Consider the following 22,581-nt stretch of genomic DNA (forward strand, 5'->3'; position numbering starts at 1 on the left):
ATGAATATATTATAAAAACAGTTGGTTACTTTTCATGACATATATTAAAAGGGGAGTAAGAATGAGCATGGAACAAAGAAGGATTAGCTCTGTTATTTATAGGAGATTTTTTATACTGCTCTAATTAATATTTTTATGACTACATTATAGAGAAATTGGGGAGGGTTTAACAAATAGGTAAGAATAACAAAGGATCTAGCCAAAAAAAGCTAGATCCTTCCATTTTATAAAGCCTTTAACATAAACAACCTAGCCTGATAATCTCCTGGATGTTCGCGACTCCAGTAATCACTTGCTCGATCAATATAATTTCCAGCAAGAATAATCCCGATATTCATCAATTCATCACCGTAATAGCTTGTTTCGTTATTTACTTGATAAAGCTGGTTCGGGTCAAGCCCTGTTAGCTTAATGCGCTGATACGGCTCATTTGGCTTAGCTAAAACTTTATAGTACCCGACCAATGCTTCTGTTTTATCCTCACTCACTACCATCCAAGCCGTAATGTTATCATCAAATGGACTCAGTAAACGATGGAATTCCCCATTTCTTATTAGCTTTCGATTCTCTTTAAAAAAGGCAACTTGCTCTCGTACTTGACCTTTTTCTTGATCGGATAGCTTGGTAATATCTAATTCATAGCCAAAGGTACCAAAATAGGCAACAGCTGCTCTAGTATCGATTGGGGTCATTCTTCCGACTTGATGATTAGGGATGTCCGAAACATGGCTACCTATGGAGCTTAAAGGATAAATCATCGAAGTACCGTATTGAATCTTTAACCGTTCCACTGCATCCGTATCATCACTTGTCCATGTTTGTGGAGCATAGTACAGCATTCCAGGGTCAAAACGTGCACCACCACCAGCACAAGATTCAAATAATATTTCAGGATATTTTTCTATTAATCTTTCATATAAATCATACACACCTAGAATATAACGATGGTATACTTCCCCTTGTTGATCAGTAGGAAGTGCCTGAGAAAATGCTTCGGTTATATGGCGATTCATATCCCACTTAATATAAGAGATTTTCGATTTCGAAATGATTTGATCCATTAAATTAAAAAGATGATCCACTACCTCACACCGAGAAAAATCAAGCACAAATTGATTTCTACCATGGGACACCCTTCTGTTAGGTGTTGCGATAATCCAATCAGGATGTTCTTCAAATAGTCTAGTATCCTTACATACCATTTCTGGTTCAAACCAAAGACCAAAGCGCATGTCTAACTCTTCTACTTTTTCAGCTAGTCCTTCGATACCATTCGGTAATTTTTCTTCATATTCAAACCAATCCCCAAGTGAGCTTGAATCATCATCACGCTTACCAAACCAGCCATCATCTAGAACGAATAGCTCTATCCCTAAATCCTTAGCTGTTTTGGCAATTTGTAATACTTTGTCTTCATTGAAATCAAAATAGGTAGCCTCCCAGTTATTGATTAAAATAGGGCGAGTCTTGTCACGCCAGTATCCTCTTGCTAAACGATCGCGATAAAGCTTATGAAAGGTCTGGCTCATCCCATTTAAACCATGATCGGAGTAGACCATAATACATTCAGGAGTCTGAAAGCTCTCACCTGCAGCTAGCTTCCATTTGAATTGAAAAGGATTAATCCCCATTGTTACTCTGCTGACATTATAAGTATCCACCTCTACCTGTGCCAGAAAATTCCCACTATATACAAGACTAAAGCCATATACCTCCCCTTTCTGTTCATCCGTCTGGAATCTCTTAAGTGCTAGAAAAGGATTAAAGACATGGCTGCTTGCACCACGATTACTATAAATGGATTGAATCCCTTTGGATAATCTTTTCTTTTCGAGATGGCCTTCTCTTGCCCACGCCCCTTGTAAATGAATCATTTCGAATTGATCATCTGGTAGATCGAGACTCATGCTCATCGCTTGATCGAGGAAGTAGTCCTCTTTGCCGATATTTACAAATCTAGCATGTCTACTAATCACATTTCGATCCTGATAGATCGTATAGGTTAGCGTTAATTGGCATTGTAATACCTTATCAAACAAATCGATCTCTAGGGTATCTGCTTCTGTCTCTTGTTCCACATAAGTGGCAGGTAGGTGATCAATACTTTTTTTACCCTTTATAACACGAAAATCCTGATAGACAAAATTAGTAATATGACTTCCATCTTCTCTCATGATCACATGAGCGGGAAAGCGAAAATCTGTAGATCCAAAGCTAGGATATTCCTGTTTAATATGTTCCATGGAAGAAGTATGATCACCTTCAAACATGTTACAGGAAGGACGTATTTCACGCTCAATTAAATGCGCAAAAGAATCTCGATGATGAATTCGCTTACCATAATATAAATGCTCCAGCTGATGGCTTTTTTCTAATACGCGAAAAATATAACTAATTTGATCATTGTAAAGGTGAAATTCTAAATGACTTTCATTAATAGTTATTGACAATTTAATCCCCCTTAAAGGTTAACGTTTACTTATTAATATATTAGATAAAATCCGTGATGTCAAAGGTTAAAGAATTAATAGCATTTTATATTAGACAAATAAATAAAAAAAGTTTTAATATATTACTTAATGGATTAGGTTATATGTCGATAATAGTGATTAGGAGGGATAGTGTGTCAAAGGATAATGGGATTTCCTTGGATTTTGAAAAAAGATTTGAAGAACAAGCAGATATAAAAGGGAAGTTATTTCGTACTTTACATGCGTTATATAGAGGTCACTATAAAAAGTTATTTCTCTCTTTTTTATTTTTTTTGCTAAAACATTCACCAGTTTGGATTCTACCTATTGTTACAGCAAATTTAATTAATTTTGCCGCAGCGCCCGAGGACTCTAACATAAGAACACTTTGGATTAATATTATTATTTTAACGGTCGTTATTATGCAAAATCTACCGAGCCAAATACTTCATATTAGTTTTATGAGTAAAGCAATCCGCCATGTAGAGGCAGGACTTAGAAGTACATTGATTCGCAAATTACAGCATCTGTCTATTTCTTTTCATGGTGACTTGCGTTCGGGAAAGCTGCAGGCGAAGGTATTAAGAGATGTCGAAATGATTGAAATCATGTCCAAGCAGATCATGCTCGGTGTCTTACCTGCATTTATGAATGTTATCGTTGCCATTATTGTAACTGCCAATAGAAGCTGGACTGTCACATCGTTCTTTCTTATTGCCATCCCAATTTCGATTGTCATTGTTTACTTTTTTCGAGGGAAGTTAAATAAAAGAAACAGGGAATTCCGCGAACAAGTAGAAGAAATGTCTGGCCAAGTAGCTGAGACAGTAGAAATGATCCCAGTAACAAGAGCGCATGGATTGGAAAAAGTCGAAATAAATAAAATGGATACATTACTTCAACATGTCAGAGGTAAAGGCTATAAACTTGATATAACGGAAGCGATTTTTGGTGCTAGTAACTGGGTTGCTTTTCAGTTATTTCAGGTATTATGCCTATTATTCACCGTTTATCTAGCATATCAAGGGAGAATACCAATTGGAGATGTGGTACTTTATCAAACCTATTTTACACAAATATTGATGTCCATTTCCGGTGTTATCAATATTTATCCACAGCTAGCGAAAGGGTTTGAATCAGTGCATTCCATTTCTGAAATCCTTTTTGCTAAGGAAACACAAGAATATCAAGGAAAAACTAAGTTAAAATCTTTAGAAGGCAATGTGCAATTTGATCACGTTTACTTTAAGTACCGGGATTCTGAACGACATGTATTAAATGATTTTCAATTATCCGTAAAACCAGGGGAAATGATCGCTTTCGTTGGAGAGTCAGGAGCAGGAAAATCTACTATTTTAAATCTAGTAACAGGTTTTTATCGGCCAACCTCTGGGATAATAAAAATTGATGGTATCCCGATGGATGAGATTCATATGAGGAGGTTTCGTAAAAAAATTGCCGTTGTGCCTCAAAACACGATTCTCTTCTCCGGTACGATCAGAGAAAATATAACGTATGGACTAGCGGATGTATCGGAACAAGAAGTTCATCTTGCGGTAAAAATGGCCAACTTAAGTGATATTATTGAGGAATTACCAGAAGGATTAGAAACAAAAATAGGAGAACATGGTGACAGGTTATCTGGAGGCCAACGTCAAAGAATTGCAATAGCGCGTGCATTTATTCGAAATCCTCAAATGATTATCCTAGATGAAGCAACCTCAGCATTAGACAATGTATCTGAGAAACTAGTTCAGGAGGCGATGAAGGAATTAACGAAAGGGAAAACAACTTTTATTGTTGCCCATCGTCTCTCAACTATTCAGGATGCGGATCGAATTGTTGTTATGAAAAATGGAAAATGTGTGGAAACGGGGAGTTATGAGCAGCTTTTGCAAAAGAAAGGGGAGTTTTTTATGATGAAAACAGCCTCTGAGGAAGCTAGCAGCTCTTAGTAAAATCATTAGGGGGTCCAAATGAAAAAGCTAATAAATAGGTTACGCATACCGAAAATGAAATGGAACACTACAATATGGAAGGATAAAAAAATCTCACAAAAATATACGATTCTCTTTAGCTTAGTCTTAGCATTATTTATCCTCTCTTCTGTTATTACGATTGTTTCCGTTAATAGTGTTTTAAAGGAAGCAGACAAAGTGAATGAGAAAAGTGATGCATCGATAGATATTGTCGAAATGGCATCTATTTTTAAGCAAAAATCTATTATTATTTCAGATATATTAACAGAACAGCATCCAACTACTACGGTGGAAGATTATCAAAAAGAAAATGATTCGTTCCTTACATTAATCGATTCAACAGAAAAAGAGCTAGAGACAGACGAAGAAAAGGAAATCTTTGTGAAAGTAAGTGATTATAACCAACAAATGGATGAACTTTTCTTTGAGGAAATCATTCCAAAGACAGCCGAGTACCGTGATAAAGGGGAACGTGTCGATATTTTTGTTCAGACAGATTTACATAATAAAGCGACTACACTAAGAAACTATACGATTCAAGAATTGATGACATTAAAGGAATTAATGTTAAACAATCGAAGTGATTTACAAAAGGATATGGAGAGTAAGTCTACTATTACGATGATTCTAGTCATGCTAATTGTTGTTCTGGTCGTTTTGAGTTCCGTTGTCATTCTTCATATAGTGAATAAAAGAATGTCTTCACGTTTTCGAGATTTAGAGATATTTGCAACAAGGTTAGGAGATGGAGATCTAACAGCAGAGCAAATAACAGTAGAGGGAAAAGATGAGATCGCTACCATCCAGAATACGCTATATCGTATGGCTGATCATCTTCATGGTTCTATCGTACGTCTGTTACAAACAACCGAAACAGTAACACAGATGTCGAATACATTACGCAAAAATGCTGAGGAGACAGCTCAAGTAAATACACAAATAACTTCAAATATGGTAGATGTAGCAAATGGATCTGATGATCAGTTGCAATCCATGAATGAGACGACTATGATCACGGACAATATGAAACAGTCTTGGCAAGAGCTGACAGTTTCAATGGATCATGCTATGGATTTAAGTGAGGAAACGAAGGAAGAAGTAGAAAATGGCGCTGCAAATGTGGAAGATACGATCAAGCAGATGAACCAAGTAAAAGGTCAAGTTGATAAAATAGGAGAAATTATACAATCTTTAAGTGAACATTCTGCGAAAATTAGTAGTATTGTAGAAATGATTCATTCGATATCCTCGCAAACCAATTTATTAGCATTAAATGCATCTATTGAGGCTGCTCGTGCTGGCGAGCATGGTAAAGGCTTTGCTGTAGTAGCAGAAGAGGTAAGAAAACTAGCGGAACAAACGGCCAGTGCAACAGAAAATATCCAGCATTTAATTACGAACTCAACCGTGGATACAGATAAAGCAGTAGAAGTAATGGGTGACAGCATAAAATCAGTGGATGAAGGAGTAATGAAGGTTACAAGGTTTGAATCTGTATTTCGTAGAATGCTCCAATCGATTCACACCCTTATCTCGCATAATCAACAAGTGAGTGATACCATTACCAATACAAATGAAAAGGTAGGAAATGTAAGTAGTGCTGCTAGAAAGGTGCAAAAAATCTCAGAGGCCTCTGCCGAAAGTATGGAAAAAATCGCTGCAGGGTCAGAGCAACAAAATGCTGCGATGCAACAATTATCAGCATCTTCTCAGGAGCTTGCCGCTATGGCGAATGAGTTAGAAGCAGCATTTTCTAAATTTAAAGTATAAAAAACAAGACCTGAAAAGTTAGAATATGAAGCTAACTTTTCGGGTGTTTTTTATGTTCAGTTAAACATTGTAAAAGAATATCTAGAAGGATCGAGTTAGTAGTTGAGGTCACAATTCGGAAGGTTGAACTCACAATAATGAACTTGAAGATCACAAACTTGTCTGTTAAGCACGCAATAAATCTATCCAATTCACAAGGGAAGTAATGAGAGTACAATTCATTCATAGTTGTGAATTCATGCTATCTATTGTGAGGTCAATCACATTAAATGCAATCTTACCTCAATTATTAAGTAGTCAACCTTATTCATTGTGAGATTAACTATTATGATTGTGATTTGATGCTGTTTATTGAGTGGTAAAACCCAACGATTATGATCTCTTGCTTTTAGAAAACAATGCTAGTCCATAGGAACTATTATGGAATAATAAATTGACAAGTTATTATTAGTTAACTATTATTGAATTATTAGGTTATCGATAAAGGAAAGAGAGGTATTGCAACTTGCAACAAATCAAAGCCGAAATTCAACAACAATTGGAAAGTAAAATTCTCCCTTTTTGGATGAATTTAAAGGATGAAGAGCATGGGGGCTTTTATGGAGTAATAGATTATTCCTTAATGGTTGATAGAAAAGCGGATAAAGGTGGTATTGCTACTGCTCGTTTTTTATGGACATTTTCAAGTGCTTATCGTGTAACAAAAAACAAAAAATATCTCCACATTGCGGATCATCTCTATGCTTTTTTACGTGACAAGTTATACGATTATTCCAATAAGGGGATTTATTGGTTAGTAGATTATAAAGGAGAACCGAAGGATACGAGGAAGCATGTGTATGCACAGTCTTTTGCAATATATGCCTTAAGTGAATATTACCGTGCAACGAAATCAGAGGAAGCTTTAAAGCTTGCATTGGAAATCTATGAACTAATCGAAGATAAGGGCTTTGATCCTATCCATAATGCTTATATGGAAGAATTTGATCGCTATTGGAACCCAGTTCAAAACGAAATGCTCAGCGAGAATGGGGTTATCGCGGAAATTACGATGAACACACATATTCATGTCTTGGAGGCGTATACCAATCTATATAAGGCAAAACCGACAGAAGAGTTAAAGCAACGTCTTCTGAATCTGTTGGAGGTACATTACGATAAAATCTATGATCAAGATTCTAAATTTCTCAAAGTATTTTTTGATAAAAAATGGAACGCATTACTTTCGATAAAATCATTTGGTCATGATATTGAAGCAAGTTGGTTAATGGATGAAGCGATAAAAGTTTTGCATTTGGATAATTCAGATTACAAGCAAATGGTACTAGACATTGCTTATAATATAGCGAATTATGCCATGCAAGAAGATGGCTCTCTCATTAATGAACAAATAGAAAAAACCTATGACAAAACAAGAATTTGGTGGGTTCAAGCGGAAGCGATGGTTGGATTTTTGAATGCTTATCAACATACGAAAGATCCAACATTCGAAAAACTGATTAGAGGCTTATGGGAATACACAAAGGAATTTATCGTAGATCAGCGTGAAAAAGGGGAATGGTATTGGTCAGTCGATGAACATGGTACTCCAACGGAAAGGGCAATCGGTGAACCATGGAAAACCTCTTATCATAACGGAAGATTTTGTTTAGAATTTATCGAAAGGATGTCGGAGAATGATTCATGAAAAATATGATGAACTATTAGCGAAACAAAAGAAATTACTGGAAAGAAGAAATGAAATCGATCAGGAGTTTTACAATGGGGTTTATAACCGATATAAATATCCTGTTCTGACTCGTCATCATGTACCATTACATTGGCGATTTGATTTGGATAGAGATACGAATCCTTTTTTTATCGAACGTCTCGGCGTTAATGCGACGTTTAATCCTGGTGCGATTTATTTCGAGGGAAAATATTATATGGGGGTGAGGTTAGAAGGTGTCGATCGTAAATCTATCTTCGCCCTTGCTGTTAGTGATAACGGGATAGATCAATTCCAATTCATCGATACACCATTAGTATGGGATGATGTGGATAAAGAGGAAACCAATATTTATGATATGCGATTGGTAAAGCATGAAGATGGATGGATATATGGTATTTATTGCTCTGAAAGTAAAGATCCGTCTGCTGATGAATTTGATACATCAAGCGCTGTTGCTCAAGCAGGCTTAGTTCGAACGAAAGATTTGAAGGAATGGGAAAGGCTACCTAATGTTCAAACACCTTCCCCTCAGCAACGTAATGTCGTCTTACACCCTGAATACGTCGATGGACAATATGCGTTTTATACGAGACCACAGGACGGTTTTATTTCAACAGGATCTGGTGGTGGGATTGCTTTTGGATTGACGAAGGATATTACCAACCCAGTAATTGAAAAGGAAAAAATTATTCATAGCAAAAAATATCACACTATCTATGAAGTGAAAAATGGTCAGGGTCCTGCCCCTATTAAAACAGACAAAGGCTGGATTCATATTGCTCATGGTGTTCGTAATACTGCCGCAGGATTGCGCTATGTTTTATATACTTTTGCTACTAGTCTAAAGAATCCTACTGAAGTGATCGCCCTTCCTGGTGGACACTTTGTAGCCCCATATGATGATGAGCGAACGGGTGATGTGTCCAACGTTATTTTTTGTAATGGTGCAATCGTGAATGAGAACGAGGAAGTATTTATTTATTATGCTTCTAGTGATACGAGAATTCATGTAGCGACTACTACAATGGACCGATTAATAGACTATACGTTTAACACACCGGAGGATGCTTATCGTTCTTTAGAGAATGCACAGCAGAGAAAAGACTTAATCTTAAAAAATGAAGTGCTACTGAACAAGTAATGATGTAACCTAACAGCTGGGTCTGGATGCCTATCCAAATCCAGCTCATTTTATCACAGTTTTATTTGACAGGCCCCTACTTTCAAATTCAAATATAAAGAAGATTGCCGCTTTGAGGAGATAATTTATATAGAAATAAGTCCAGGTACTTTACTGTCAAACCAAAATAAGTAATAATTAAGTAAAATAATTAAGTAATGAGGCTGGATCAATGGTAAGATAATTCTTACAAGGGGATTGTTCAGTTTGAATGATAAGGTTGGGGTGGATAAATTGAAGACAAATGTGACAATGAAGGATATTGCAGAAAAACTAAATGTAAGCAGTGTTACCGTTTCAAAGGCGTTAAATGATAAAGACGGGGTAAGTGATGAATTAAAAGAAAAGATTAAAGCCTTAGCAGACAAAATGGGTTATCGCTATAATACAATGGCAAAATCAATGAAGGACGGGAAATCCTATAACGTATGTGTGATCATTCCGGAACGTTTTACTGGTATGACACAATCCTTTTACTTAAAAGTTTATCAGTCGATTGCACAAATATTAGAAGAAAGAGGCTATTATGGCATTATTCATATTTTGCCATCTGACGATGAAGAAGGTTTAAAGCTTCCAAGGATATATCATGAAAGGAGAGTGGATGGTTTTATTCTACTCGGTCAACCTTCTAAGGAATATATTGAGTTGATGCAGAGTGTTGATATGCCACTCGTGTTTTTAGATTTTTATGATGAAAATGCTGACGTAGACGCCGTAATTACCGATAACTTTTATGGTGCCTATGAATTGACGAACTATTTGATTCAGGCAGGGCATCGCGAAATTGCTTATGTCGGTAATTTGTTCTCCACAAGCAGCATTCAAGATCGTTTTCTCGGTTATTATAAATCGTTATTAGAACACAAAATTCACTTGAAACAAGAATATGTAATAAGTGATCGTGATGACCGTGGAAGCTTTATTGAATTCGATTTACCAGAAGCATTACCAACTGCGTTCGTTTGTAACTGTGATCAGGTTGCCCATTTGTTAATGGAAAGACTACAAAAAAATGGCTTTAAAATTCCTGAGGATTGTTCGGTTGTCGGATTTGATAATGATATTTATGCGACATTAACATCACCTAACTTAACAACAGTGGAAGTAGATATTGATGAAATGGCGAAAAATGCGGTGAAATTTATTTGCGAGAAGATGGATGATGAAACGGCAGCATTCGGAAGAGTTGCAGTAAAAGGTAAAATTATTTATCGAGATTCTGTCCAAAGACTAGGCAAATAAAAAATGTATATTTACCGGTAATGGACCAAGGTTGAAGCCTTGGTCTTTTTTCCACGTTAGGAAAAACATAAAATTTTTGCAAGAAGTAATGCGACGAAGCGAAAATTTTGAAGTCCAAAGTATAAGAAAAACTAACGCACCCGCTAAAGGACGAGCGAATGCGAGTTTTTTCTAACATATCGAATCGCTATCGATAAATATATCGGCGCCTTTTATATTCAACAAGAAGAGAAGAGAGGGGAGTATTGTGGGAGATTCTATTATTCGACTTTTTCAGTTTATTTATAAATGGATACTTATTAGTTTTTATTATTGGATTTACTTGCTAAAGGGTGGAATTATCTATAGCTTTATTCCAGCAACAGCCTCCTTGTGGATGGCAAGTCAACAGATGATAACAAATAAGGAGATGGAAATAAAGGATTTATTTAAAGAGAATTATGCGAACTACAGTCAATCACCTCTTATTTCTTTTATTGCGGTTTTTCTGAACATTTTAGTTAGTATTGCGTTATTTTTTATTAATCGTTCACATCATATGTTTAGTTTGGCAATGGTGATTATTTGTGTTTATTTGCTTGTTCTAATTAACTTAAATATTGTTTACACAATCTATTATTTGATATTTGAAAAGCAAACGATCCGATACTCTTTAGCACTTGCTTTTGTGACAGCAATAAAGCATCCAATCCGTTCCTTAGGTATTTTACTTATTTTCCTCTGTCTGTCGCTTTTAGCATGGTGGAATTTAATCGCCTTTTTGGCATTTGGACCAAGTCTATTTGGGATCAGTATTCATCTTCTGTTCCAATTGAAAAAGCTATAGCCTAAAAACCTCGGTTTCATTAACCGGGGTTTTTTATAATGTATAAAGTAAGAGATTAAGTAAATAATTTTTTAAAAACTATTGACTAGTAACCGTTTGCACGTTATTATTAAGTTATTGTTAACTTAAACGTTAACTTAAATAAAAGGGAAAGGGGTCAAAAAACATGAGTAAGAAATTAGTAATGTTTTTTGCGACACTGTTAGTTGTACTTATCGTTGCTGGCTGTTCCTCAGATAAAGAAGAGGAAGCTTCTGGTGACAACTCCTCAGGTGATCCATTATACGAGACATGGAAAGAAAAAGATCCTGAAGAGATTGAAGGGGATTTAACAGTTATTACACATAGAACGGACATTGTGGATACCGTTTACCAAGATTATGCGAAGAAATTTAATGAAAAGTATCCAAATGTAAATGTAAGCTTTGAAGCACTAACGGATTACGGTGGAGAAATAATGCCACGTATGAATACAGAGGATTACGGAGATGTTCAATATTTACCAGTACAGGTTCCGATTGAAGATATTCCGAAATTCTTCGAGCCTATGGGTACGTTAGAGGAAATGAATGAAAAATATTTAGGTGTTGAGGAACGTCAAGTGGATGGAACCGTATATGGTATACCAATCGCCTTGACTTATACTGGAGTCGTTTATAACAAAGCGGTATTTGAAGAAGCAGGAGTTACAGAATTACCAAAAACCCAAGATGAATTTATTGCTGCGTTAGAAAAGGTAAAAGAGAACACAGATGCCATACCATTGTATACAAATTATGCTGCAGGTTGGCCGTTAACACAATGGGAAGGAGCGGTAACAACAACAGCAGGAAATGTAGATTATTATAATGTGGAAATGCTTGAAGATCCTACTCCGTTTGATAAAGGAGATCCACACTACGAGCATTATAATCTCATGTATGAAGTAGCAGAAAAAGGCTTAATTGAAGAGGATCCACTTACAACGGATTGGGAAGCATCTAAGGTTAGAATGAATAATGGTGAGATCGCGACAATGGTATTAGGCTCTTGGGCTATTGAGCAAATCAAGGGTGCAGGAGACAATGGTGATAATATTGCCATGATGCCATTTCCGACAGATGCAGAAAATACAATTTTCTCATTAGGTGCAGATTTAAACATTTCCATTAACAAGCATAGTGAAAATAAAGAAGCCGCTTTCGCATGGGTAGACTGGTTTATTCATGAGTCTGGATACTCTGTAGAACAAGCTGGTGGAATTAGTGCCTCTAAGGATGTACCTTTACCAGATGAACTGAAAGAAGCAGAGGAAGCAGGAGCGCAATTCTCTATGTTAACTCCAGCACCTGAGGGTAAAGAAGGATTACTAGACGAAATAGATAAAGAATCAGAAGTTGGTTTGTGGTTAGAGCCAAACAAAAAAATCCTTATTGAAGCAGCAATCGGTAACAGAGATGAATCCTACGATGATGTCATGAAGAGCTGGAATGAAGACTGGTCCAAGGCGTATGAAAAAATAGTAGGGGAGTAAGAAAATAAATCAAGCGCACTGTTCACCAGTAGTGGTGAATGGTGTGCTTTCTCTAAAGACAGAAGAATGAAAATCCTAGAAAGACATAAAAGTGAAAATTAAATGAAATGAGGAAATATTGCTTCCAATTTCCTTTAGTTTTTACTAGGAGGTGCGACAATTTATTATGTTCTCTAAATTAAATTATAAAAAACAACGCATGGTCATTATTGTAACATTCCTCATTGTACCATTAACCCTATTAGGTACTTTTTCTTTTTTACCTGTTGCCAACATGTTTTGGTATAGTTTTACAGATTGGAATGGATTTAGTGAGAAGAATTTTATTGGGCTAGAAAATTATATTACCGTTTTTACGGATCCAGAATACTTCCAAGTATTTACCGTTAGTTTATACTATTTTGTTGCTACTTTTGCGCAAATGGGATTAGCCTTATATTTTGCAACGATTTTGAGCTTTAAAGTACGAATGAAAAATTTCTTTAAAGGGGTTATCTTTTTCCCATATCTATTAAATGGTGTTGCGATTGGCTTTATGTTTCTATTATTCTTCCAACCAGATGGAGGATTAGATACGGTGCTTACATTTATCGGATTAGGAGATCTTACAGCACACTGGCTCGGGAATCCAGATATTATTAATATTTCCTTAGCAGGTACTTCTGTATGGAGATATATGGGATTCAACTTCATTATTTTTCTTGGCGCGATCTCGTCTATCCCGAACGAAATCTACGAAGCAGCTGAGATTGATGGGGCAAACCGTTGGCACCAATTTCGGTATATTATTTTACCAAGTATTAAGATAATCGTTTCTTTAAACTTAATTTTGGCAATTAGTGGAGCATTAAGTGCATTTGAAATTCCTTATATAATGACTGGTGGCTCAAATGGAAGTGCAACATTTGTTATCCAAACAGTGGACACTGCCTTTAAGTATGGAAAAATTGGATTAGCTTCAGCGATGGCGGTTATTTTACTCTTTATTGTCGTTATCGTAACCGCAGTACAACGAAAATTCTTCTCGGAGGAGGATTAAGATGAAAGCGAAAAGTGTTGCAGGAAGTGTTTTTAAATATGGGTCTTTAATTATTGGGGCAATTGTAGCGATATTACCAATATTAATTGTATTATTTGCCGCATTTAAAACAGGCACGGAATATACAAGTACTGGGCCCTTAACACCTCCAAAAGATTGGACGAATTTTGATAATTTCACACGAGCTTTTACAGAAGGTAATATGCTGACAGGGTTCAAAAACACGGTCATTATCCTACTTGTTTCAATCGTTGGGACAACTTTAATTGGATCAATGGTGGCCTTTGTTCTGAATCGATTTAAATTTAAAGGAAGTAAGCTAATTTTAGGCGCATTTTTACTTGCCACTTTAATACCAGGTGTTACGACACAAGTAGCTACCTTTCAAATTGTAAATGGATTAGGCTTATTTAATACAATGTGGGCAGCAATTGTGTTGTATCTTGGGACAGATATCATTGCCATTTATATTTTCTTGCAATTTATGAATTCGATATCGGTTTCGTTAGATGAATCAGCAATGCTTGATGGAGCGTCTTACTTTACGATTTACCGGAAAATTATTTTACCACTTTTAACACCAGCAATCGTGACTGTCATTATTGTAAAGGGGATTAATGTATACAACGATTTTTATACCCCATTTCTTTATATGCCAAAGTCAGAGCTGCATGTGATCTCTACAGCTTTGTTTAAATTTAAAGGACCATATGGTTCGGAATGGGAAGTTATTTGTGCTGGTATTATGTTAGCTATTATCCCAACCTTTATTGCATTTATTTCTTTGCAAAAGTACATCTATAATGGCTTAACATCAGGTTCTGTTAAATAAAGGAGAGAGAAAAATAATGGAATATATAAAAGGCTTTACGTTTGGCTGGGGGGCAAAGCGTGGCGATTTTAACAAGGAAGAGGCAAGGCAATCTTTAAAGCTAATGAAGGAGCGCACTGCTAGCAATTATGTAATCTTCGCGCTAGCAGCTACTCAAGAGACCGCTTTTTCAACAAAAGTCATTTACCGGGGACAGCATATGGTAACTGATCAAGAATTAGAGGAGATGATTGACTATGCTCGAACACTTGATTTAAAAGTAATGCTCAAACCGACTGTCAATCCAGCGGATGGTATCTGGCGCGCGCACATTAATTTCTTTGATATCGATGTGCCTTGTGAGCCGAAATGGAGTGAATGGTTTAGAAGTTATACAGACTATCAATTACATTATGCTAGGATTGCCGAAAGGAAAAAAGCAGAAATGTTGATTGTTGGTTGTGAAATGGTACAGACAGAGCGTAGAGACGAGGAGTGGCGTCAATTAATTCAGGATGTGCGAAGAGAGTATTCAGGTCTTATCACCTATAATACGGATAAATATCAAGAAGGTAACGTAGAATGGTGGGATGCCGTTGATGTTATTTCTTCCAGTGGCTATTATCCATTAGGAGATTGGGAACATCAGCTTGACAGGATTGAACAAATAATCAAACCATATAATAAACCGTTCTTTTTTGCAGAGGCTGGCTGTCCTAGTAGAAAAGGTTCGGCTAAAGTTCCTAATGACTGGTCATTAGATGGGGCGATAAATGAAGAAGAACAAAAATTATTTTATCAGGATATGTTTGAAAAAACACGAAAAAGAGATTGGGTAAGAGGTTTTGGATTATGGGATTGGAAAGCTATTCTTTATCCAGAATCAGAAGCAAGCAAGGACTCGGATTATGCAGTTTTTGGGAAGTCAGCAGAAAAAATAATCAAGGAATTCTATCAATCGATATAAGAATATTAGAATGGGGTTCTCACTGTCTGTTAGATGGTAGGACTTCCTTTTATATATTATAAAAAATGTATAAGTAGAGGTGAACCATGAAAACGATTAATTTCAATCAGAATTGGAGAATGAAGGGATTAGAAGAGAAAAGCTCGTACTCGATCGACTTACCAGCATCGGTGATGAACACATTGTTAGATAAAGGAGTAATTGATGATCCTTTTTATCGAGATAATGAGGAACAAGCAATCGAAATAGCTAAAAAAGATTATGTATTCGAAAAGGATTTTGAAATAAAGGAAGACCTGTTAAACTATGAAAATATCTCTCTCTATTTTCATGGAATAGATACTGTTGCAGACATTTTCTTAAATGGTCATAAGCTCCTTCACACTGAAAACATGCATCGAATTTATCGATTAGAGGTGAAACATTTTCTAAAAAAAGGACGCAATACAATAGAAGTTATGCTCTATTCACCTATTCATTATATTGAGAAGAAACAGCAAGAAGATCCATTAGTAGGTGTAGACCATGCTCTAGAAGGCTATCCTCACTTAAGAAAAGCACATAGTATGTTCGGATGGGACTGGGGACCAAAGATTCCTGACCTTGGAATTTGGCGTGATGTTGAAATGGTTATGTGGAATGAGAACAGAATAGAGGATGTATATATTGAACAAGAGCACCATGAAAAGTATGTGCAGGTAGATGTAGTAACTGAAATCCAAGAAAAAGTCGATCCAGATCTGTCCCTAATCGCTAAAATTACTTCTCCAGATGGTAATCAGTCAGAGCAAGTAGTCCACAATCTTACAAGGAAAGAGAAACTTTCTTTTACGCTTGAAAATCCACAGCTATGGTGGCCTGCTGGATATGGAGAACAGCCATTATATCAAGTAGAAATCATTCTTAAAAAACAAAGTGAACAATTAGATAGAAGAAAATACTCCATTGGTCTAAGAACCATAACCGTAAGGCATGAAGAAGATCAATGGGGTAAATCCTTTGAGTTTGTTGTCAACGGCTATCCAATTTTTATGAAGGGAGCAAACTACATACCAGAGGATAATTTGTTACCAAGAACCTCCAAAGAAAGAACTGAACAGCTAATAAAGGATAGCGTTGCAGCGAACTTTAATATGATACGTGTTTGGGGTGGGGGACACTATCCAGAAGATTATTTTTATGATTCATGTGACAAGTATGGACTGATTGTTTGGCAGGATTTTATGTATGCATGCAGTGTTTATCGACTAACAGAGGAATTTGAACAAAACATTCGCGAGGAAGCGATCGATCAAATAAAACGAATTCGTCATCATGCTTCTCTTGGAATTTGGTGTGGCAATAATGAGGTTGAAGAAGCAATGGAATTTTGGGGTTGGCCAAAACGATCGGATTGGCGCAGAGATTATATTAAGCTATTTGAAATCATCTTACCTGATATTGTGAAAGAGCATGACCCGCAAACCTTTTATTGGTCCTCTTCACCATCATCTGGTGGAGGCTTTGACAATCCGAAGAATCCAGATGTTGGAGATGTACACTATTGGGAAGTCTGGCATGGCGAGAAGCCATTTACCGAGTATCGCAAGTACCATTTCCGTTTTTGCTCTGAATTTGGTTTTCAATCATTCCCTTCAATAAAAACAGTGGAAGCATTTACAGAGGCAGAAGATCGTAATATTTTTTCAAGGGTAATGGAAAAGCATCAAAAAAATGATGCGGCAAATGGGAAGATTTTATTTTATCTATCAGAAAATTTCCTTTATCCGAAAGATTTTGATGCTTTGCTTTATACTTCCCAGCTGTTACAGGCAGAAGCCATTAAATATGGAGTAGAGCATTGGCGCCGAAATCTAGGACGATGTATGGGATCTTTATATTGGCAGTTAAATGACTGCTGGCCAGTTGCTTCATGGTCTAGTATGGATTATTACGGAAGATGGAAGGCACTCCATTACTTCGCCAAAAAATTCTATGATCCGATTTTATTATCATTAGAAGAGGGCGGCGAGGATGTAAAAATTTATGTGACGAATGATCAATTACAGCCAATTCATTGCCGTATTAGCTGGAGACTTCGTGATCATCAATCACAGATTTTACAAGAAGGAAGTGTGACTGAACGAATAGACGCATTAACAGCCAAATCGTGTCAATCACTCGATTTTTCGGAAATATTGACAGAGGAGCGAAAGCGAGATTGCTATCTGGAAGCCATTCTATATATAGATGATACCTATTATAGTGATGCTTCTGTTATTTTTACAAAGCCAAAGCATTTTGAGTTTTTGAATCCAGAGCTTGAAGTAAAGGTTTCCGAAAATGAAGAACAATTCGTGATGGAAGTAAATGCGAGTGCTTACACCAAATATGTCGAGCTTTTATTAGAGCAGGATGGCCCTCTTTCTGACAATTATTTCGATTTATCCGCAAATGAGCCAAAAACGGTAACCATTGATAAACATTCAATGTCAGCGCCTGCAACAGTTGAGCAGATCACGAAAGGTCTCAAAGTTCGAAGTATTTACCATATCACACAAGACTAGTAGTAGAATGGCGGTAATAATATGAAAGAATTGTTTGTTAAGGGAATGACCTATGGCTGGAACACCTCACGTGGCGCTTATAGGACAAAGGAAGCTATCGACTCTTTACAAAAATTAAAAGAAACAGGTAGTGAATGGATTGCTTTATCCTTCTTTGCATTACAGGATACGTACTGTTCAACGGATATTCAGTTTGATTATAGTCATACGATGACAGACAGAGATATTCAATTTGCAGTCGAGCAAGCCAAAAAACTAGGATTGAAGGTTTGTCTGAAGCCAGTAGTCAATTGTCGTGATGGCATCTGGAGAGCAAGAATTGGATTTCCAGAGGAAGCGACAGATAAATGGGAAAAATGGTTCCGATCGTATCAGAGTTTTCTAATCCACTACGCCGAATTAGCAACAGAGCTAGAATGTGAGATGTTCTGCATTGGTTGTGAGATGATTCAAACAGAAGGACAAACAGCTTATTGGCGGCAGCTGATTGAACAAGTTCGTGCAATTTATCATGGCCCCATTATTTATAACGCCAACCACGGGAAGGAAGATGGCGTGGAGTGGTTTGATGCAGTAGATATCATCGGAACGAGTGCCTATTACCCCGTTGCGAAAACGCCTGGTGATTCTGTAGGAAATATGGTCCAGGAATGGCAAAAGCTAGCGATTAAATTAGAAAAGCTGCATCAAACCTTTCATAAACCAATTTTATTTATGGAAATAGGCTGTCGAAGTGCATTCGGTTGTGCTACAATGCCTTGGGATTTTGAACATAAGGATCTGCCCTTTAGCGAAGAGGAGCAGGCAAATTTCTATGAATCTGTCTTTCAAGTATTTTGGAATAAGCCTTGGTTTGCAGGCTTCTTCTGGTGGGATTGGAAAGCAAAGCTTTACCCAAAGGAGGAGGCAAAAAAAGATCTCGATTTTGATATATATGGGAAAAAGGCAGAAAATATTGTGAAAAAGTGGTATAGTAAACACAATATAACAACCCATCAGTAGTTTATTACTGGTGGGAATCTTATCTTGATGAAGGAGGGGCTTTGATTGAACCTAGGTGGGAGAATCATTTTGATAGGGGATAGTATTACTGAGTGGGGAAGGCACGAAGATCCAGAGGGGATAGGTAAGGGATATGTTCGTGTGATCCATGATTATTTTAAAATAACTAAGCCTGATAGTAAGATAGAGATAGTGAATCGGGGAGTTGGTGGAAACCGAATCAATGATTTAAAGAGTCGTTGGGATCAGGATATATTGGAGCTGAATCCAGATACTGTATCCATCTCCATTGGAATTAACGATGTTTGGCGTCAGCTCGATCATCCAGAATTAGAACAGATTTATCCAGACAGGTTTGAAGCTATTTATCGTCATCTATTAAAACAAGTAAAGAATCATACAAACGCATCACTGATCTTAATGGAACCAACTATTATTGAAGAAAGTCTATTATCCGAAGGGAATAAGATGCTAAAACCATATGTGGATATTGTGAATAGATTAGCAGAAGAATATCATGCCATATTAGTGCCTACACATCAAGCTTTTATGAAATATCTACATACAAACAGTGGTTATAGACTAACAACAGATGGGGTGCATTTAAATAGTGCAGGTAACCTTTTAGTCGCTCAACAGTGGATGAAAGCGGTAGAAAATTAGAAACCATTTCTTTAGATGAAGAAAGTTTTTGAAAGCGATTTAAAATGTTATGCCTTTTTTAAGGTGAATATGATATAATGAAACCGGTATCCTATTCAAGTCATTTTAATAATAATGTTTAAGGGCTTAGTGGCTATAAAGTGTAGTTTTCTAGACAGATTCTAGTAGATGCATTGGTTAAAACGTCACTTTCCCTTCTTATATAGGAAATCGGTTTCCTTTAGAGATTTTGAGAGCAATCGGATACTAAACATCTGATAAGCCTCTTCAATAATCAGTGGAGGGAGTCTACTAATATTATCGGTTGGATTCTGAGCATTTGCCAAAGCATGCAAGATATGTTTTAGCAATTTGTTCATTATATAAATAGGGAGGAATAGCATTATGGCAATTATTCAATTTCCAAAAGGTATGAAATGGGGAACAGCGACAGCATCCTATCAGATCGAAGGTGCAACAAATGAGGATGGACGTGGAATTTCGATTTGGGATACATTTTCAAAGACTCCTGGAAGAGTAGTAAATGGGGACAATGGAGACATAGCATGTGATAGTTATCATCGATATGAAGAAGATGTGGAATTAATGAAAGAGTTAGGTATTGATGTTTACCGATTTTCAGTAGCTTGGCCACGAATTTTCCCAAATGGAACAGGGGAAGTGAATCAAAAAGGACTGGACTATTACCATCGTTTAGTTGATAAATTGTTGGAAAATGGTATTGAACCAATGTGTACATTATATCACTGGGATCTACCACAGGCATTACAGGACAATGGTGGTTGGAATAATCGAGAAACCATTGATGCATTCGTAAATTATGCAGAGCTGATGTTTAAGGAATTCGATGGCAAAATCAAACATTGGCTTACTTTAAATGAACCATGGTGTATTTCGTTTCTTTCGAATTATATCGGAGTACATGCACCAGGAAATAGAGATTTGCAGCTTGCTACACAAATATCTCATCATCTACTTGTCGCACATGGACGTACAGTGAAAAAATTCCGTGAGATCGGCATTGAAGGACAGATTGGATTTGCACCGAATACGACTTGGCTTGAGCCATATAGTACTCGCCAAGAGGATATTGATGCATGTAACCGAGAAATAGGCTGGTATATTGAGTGGTTTATGGATCCTGTGTTCAAAGGAACATATCCGAAGTTCATGCTTGATTGGTTTAAGAAAAAAGGAGTGGAGCTAGAAATACAAGATGGTGATATGGAAGATATTCATCAGCCAGTTGATTTCCTAGGGATCAATTATTACACAGGACATATCGCTCGTTATAAGGAAAATGAAGGTCTTTTAGACTGGGAATTGGTTGAAATGAATTATGATCGTACAGATATTGGTTGGCCGATTTTTCCTGAAGGCTTTTATAACGTGTTAATGCGAATTAAAGACAGCTATGGTGACATTCCTATTTATATTACAGAAAACGGCTCCTGCTACAATGATGAGCCTGAGAACGGTCGAGTGAGAGATAGTGGGCGAATTCATTATTTACAGCAGCATTTAACGGCATTAAGTCGTGCGATTGCATCAGGTGTGAATGTTAAAGGTTATATTACGTGGTCCTTAATGGATAACTTTGAATGGGCTGAAGGCTATACGATGAGATTCGGAATTGTCCATGTTAATTATCGTACATTAGAGCGAACGAAAAAAGACAGCTATTACTGGTATAAGCAAACAATCGCAAATAACTGGTTTGAGAAGTGAGGGAAAGCTACCATTTGGTGGCTTTTTTTCTATGTTAGGGATGAATTCAGTAGATAGCCTGTTTTCTTCCCCTTTTCAAGCTGTTTCCTTTCGTTTAAAATAAACGAAGGAGGATGAAGAATGGATATTAAACATTTGCAGTATTTTTTAGAGGTAACCAAGACTAGAAGCTTTACACAGGCAGCCGATAATCTTTACATAACTCAACCAGCCTTGAGTCGAATTATTAAATCTTTAGAAGACGAACTAAATACTTCCCTCTTCGTCCGTACCCGGAAAAAACTCTTACTAACGGATGCTGGGGAGGTTTTACTTCATCATGCAGAAGAAATAGCTCAAAAAATAGAGGATTTGGAGAGAGACCTAGAAGAGCTTCATACTTTAAATACTGGTCATATCCGCATCGGACTTCCGACCGTCGTGAACTCCTTCTTTTTTTCAAAATTAATAGGTGCTTTTCATACAGAGTACCCCGCCATTACTTTTGAAATTGAAGAAAACGGATCGAAAATGATTGAAGAAAAAATTATTAATGGAGAATTAGATTGTGGCGTCGTCGTGCTGACAGATCATCATCAGTCCTTCGATTTCTTTACCTTTGTCAATGAATCATTAAGAGCAGTAGTTCCTTCTACTCACCCGCTAGCTAATAAAGATAACATTACCTTATCAGAGTTGCAGGATGAGGCATTTATTATGTTTAACCAAGATTTTGAATTAAGAAATATTATACTAAATGCTTGTAAACAAGTAGGCTTTCAGCCGAGGATTACTTCTGAAACCTCACAGCTCGATTTTATCGAAGAAATGGTTGCCTCCAAAGTTGGGATAACCTTATTACCAGAGAGTACAAGTAATGATTTAACAAGTGATGTGAAGACCATTCCGATTACAGAATCGTTGATGGAATGGAATTTGGCCTTCGTTTGGAAAAAAGATGCTTACCTTTCGCAAACAAATAAAAAATTCATCAGCTTTGCCAAAAATAAGCTCGTATAAATCTGTTATTGAATCCTTCGATTCAATAACAGATTTTTTTGTGTTCGCTTCCATACGATTTTGTTATATAGATGATAAGTGATCGGCATTGTACTTATCGAAATAGTTGGCGTTATAATCATAAATGGAGC

Annotated in this window: 16 protein-coding genes; 15 read left to right on the plus strand and 1 reads right to left on the minus strand. The window is 36.7% G+C overall.

Features of this window, described 5'->3' with window-relative positions; all coding sequences use genetic code 11:
* Window positions 1-224: 224 nt before the first annotated feature.
* Entirely contained in the window at window positions 225-2,450 is a 2,226-nt protein-coding gene (locus ACZ5R4_RS19575; RefSeq protein WP_464367858.1) for an alpha-galactosidase, read from the minus strand.
* Window positions 2,451-2,623: 173 nt separating this feature from the next.
* Here ACZ5R4_RS19575 and ACZ5R4_RS19580 point away from each other — a divergent pair, with 173 nt between their 5' ends.
* The 15 genes from ACZ5R4_RS19580 to ACZ5R4_RS19650 all read left to right on the plus strand — a co-directional run bounded on the left by ACZ5R4_RS19580 (window position 2,624) and on the right by ACZ5R4_RS19650 (window position 22,450).
* Window positions 2,624-4,426: an ABC transporter ATP-binding protein gene (locus tag ACZ5R4_RS19580; protein ID WP_277678732.1), complete on the plus strand. Its 1,803-nt coding sequence runs from the start codon at window positions 2,624-2,626 to the stop codon at window positions 4,424-4,426.
* A 21-nt stretch (window positions 4,427-4,447) separates the two neighbouring features.
* Window positions 4,448-6,220 carry a methyl-accepting chemotaxis protein gene (locus tag ACZ5R4_RS19585; protein WP_464367859.1) on the plus strand — a complete coding sequence of 591 codons (1,773 nt, stop codon included), beginning with the start codon at window positions 4,448-4,450 and terminating at the stop codon, window positions 6,218-6,220.
* Between the two features lie 505 nt (window positions 6,221-6,725).
* Complete coding sequence (locus ACZ5R4_RS19590; RefSeq protein WP_464367860.1) at window positions 6,726-7,907, plus strand: AGE family epimerase/isomerase; 1,182 nt, start codon at window positions 6,726-6,728, stop codon at window positions 7,905-7,907.
* A complete protein-coding gene (locus ACZ5R4_RS19595; protein ID WP_464367861.1) occupies window positions 7,897-9,072 on the plus strand; it encodes a glycoside hydrolase family 130 protein in 1,176 nt (391 codons plus the stop codon). Before ACZ5R4_RS19590 ends, ACZ5R4_RS19595 begins: the two co-directional genes overlap by 11 nt.
* Window positions 9,073-9,345: 273 nt before the next feature.
* Window positions 9,346-10,356, plus strand: a complete 1,011-nt coding sequence (locus tag ACZ5R4_RS19600) for a substrate-binding domain-containing protein (RefSeq protein ID WP_277678744.1) — start codon at window positions 9,346-9,348, stop codon at window positions 10,354-10,356.
* Window positions 10,357-10,603: 247 nt separating this feature from the next.
* Window positions 10,604-11,182 (plus strand): hypothetical protein, encoded by a 579-nt coding sequence (locus tag ACZ5R4_RS19605; protein WP_054859787.1) that lies wholly within the window; start codon window positions 10,604-10,606, stop codon window positions 11,180-11,182.
* Window positions 11,183-11,348: 166 nt separating this feature from the next.
* Window positions 11,349-12,695 (plus strand): ABC transporter substrate-binding protein, encoded by a 1,347-nt coding sequence (locus ACZ5R4_RS19610; RefSeq protein WP_277678727.1) that lies wholly within the window; start codon window positions 11,349-11,351, stop codon window positions 12,693-12,695.
* A gap of 166 nt (window positions 12,696-12,861) precedes the next feature.
* On the plus strand, window positions 12,862-13,734 hold the full coding sequence (locus ACZ5R4_RS19615) for a carbohydrate ABC transporter permease (RefSeq protein WP_464367862.1): 873 nt from the start codon (window positions 12,862-12,864) through the stop codon (window positions 13,732-13,734).
* A 1-nt stretch (window position 13,735) separates the two neighbouring features.
* Complete coding sequence (locus tag ACZ5R4_RS19620; RefSeq protein WP_277678725.1) at window positions 13,736-14,566, plus strand: carbohydrate ABC transporter permease; 831 nt, start codon at window positions 13,736-13,738, stop codon at window positions 14,564-14,566.
* A gap of 16 nt (window positions 14,567-14,582) precedes the next feature.
* Window positions 14,583-15,512 (plus strand): glycoside hydrolase family 113, encoded by a 930-nt coding sequence (locus ACZ5R4_RS19625; protein WP_277678724.1) that lies wholly within the window; start codon window positions 14,583-14,585, stop codon window positions 15,510-15,512.
* A gap of 86 nt (window positions 15,513-15,598) precedes the next feature.
* Window positions 15,599-18,058, plus strand: a complete 2,460-nt coding sequence (locus ACZ5R4_RS19630; protein WP_464367863.1) for a beta-mannosidase — start codon at window positions 15,599-15,601, stop codon at window positions 18,056-18,058.
* A gap of 21 nt (window positions 18,059-18,079) precedes the next feature.
* Complete coding sequence (locus ACZ5R4_RS19635) at window positions 18,080-19,060, plus strand: glycoside hydrolase family 113 (RefSeq protein WP_347834547.1); 981 nt, start codon at window positions 18,080-18,082, stop codon at window positions 19,058-19,060.
* Window positions 19,061-19,105: 45 nt separating this feature from the next.
* Window positions 19,106-19,723, plus strand: a complete 618-nt coding sequence (locus tag ACZ5R4_RS19640) for an SGNH/GDSL hydrolase family protein (RefSeq protein WP_464367864.1) — start codon at window positions 19,106-19,108, stop codon at window positions 19,721-19,723.
* Window positions 19,724-20,107: 384 nt separating this feature from the next.
* A complete protein-coding gene (locus ACZ5R4_RS19645; protein WP_464367865.1) occupies window positions 20,108-21,451 on the plus strand; it encodes a GH1 family beta-glucosidase in 1,344 nt (447 codons plus the stop codon).
* Between the two features lie 120 nt (window positions 21,452-21,571).
* Entirely contained in the window at window positions 21,572-22,450 is an 879-nt protein-coding gene (locus ACZ5R4_RS19650; RefSeq protein WP_109983663.1) for a LysR family transcriptional regulator, read from the plus strand.
* The last annotated feature ends 131 nt before the right edge of the window (window positions 22,451-22,581 follow it).

This window comes from Gracilibacillus sp. JCM 18860, assembly GCF_055395245.1.

Bases quoted from the DNA above. Each gene is read 5' to 3' on its own strand.
- ACZ5R4_RS19610 (WP_277678727.1), top strand. From the start codon at position 11,349: ATGAGTAAGAAATTAGTAATGTTTTTTGCGACACTGTTAGTTGTACTT.
- ACZ5R4_RS19635 (WP_347834547.1), top strand. From the start codon at position 18,080: ATGAAAGAATTGTTTGTTAAGGGAATGACCTATGGCTGGAACACCTCA.
- ACZ5R4_RS19585 (WP_464367859.1), top strand. From the start codon at position 4,448: ATGAAAAAGCTAATAAATAGGTTACGCATACCGAAAATGAAATGGAAC.
- ACZ5R4_RS19620 (WP_277678725.1), top strand. From the start codon at position 13,736: ATGAAAGCGAAAAGTGTTGCAGGAAGTGTTTTTAAATATGGGTCTTTA.
- ACZ5R4_RS19625 (WP_277678724.1), top strand. From the start codon at position 14,583: ATGGAATATATAAAAGGCTTTACGTTTGGCTGGGGGGCAAAGCGTGGC.
- ACZ5R4_RS19650 (WP_109983663.1), top strand. From the start codon at position 21,572: ATGGATATTAAACATTTGCAGTATTTTTTAGAGGTAACCAAGACTAGA.
- ACZ5R4_RS19645 (WP_464367865.1), top strand. From the start codon at position 20,108: ATGGCAATTATTCAATTTCCAAAAGGTATGAAATGGGGAACAGCGACA.
- ACZ5R4_RS19630 (WP_464367863.1), top strand. From the start codon at position 15,599: ATGAAAACGATTAATTTCAATCAGAATTGGAGAATGAAGGGATTAGAA.
- ACZ5R4_RS19615 (WP_464367862.1), top strand. From the start codon at position 12,862: ATGTTCTCTAAATTAAATTATAAAAAACAACGCATGGTCATTATTGTA.
- ACZ5R4_RS19595 (WP_464367861.1), top strand. From the start codon at position 7,897: ATGATTCATGAAAAATATGATGAACTATTAGCGAAACAAAAGAAATTA.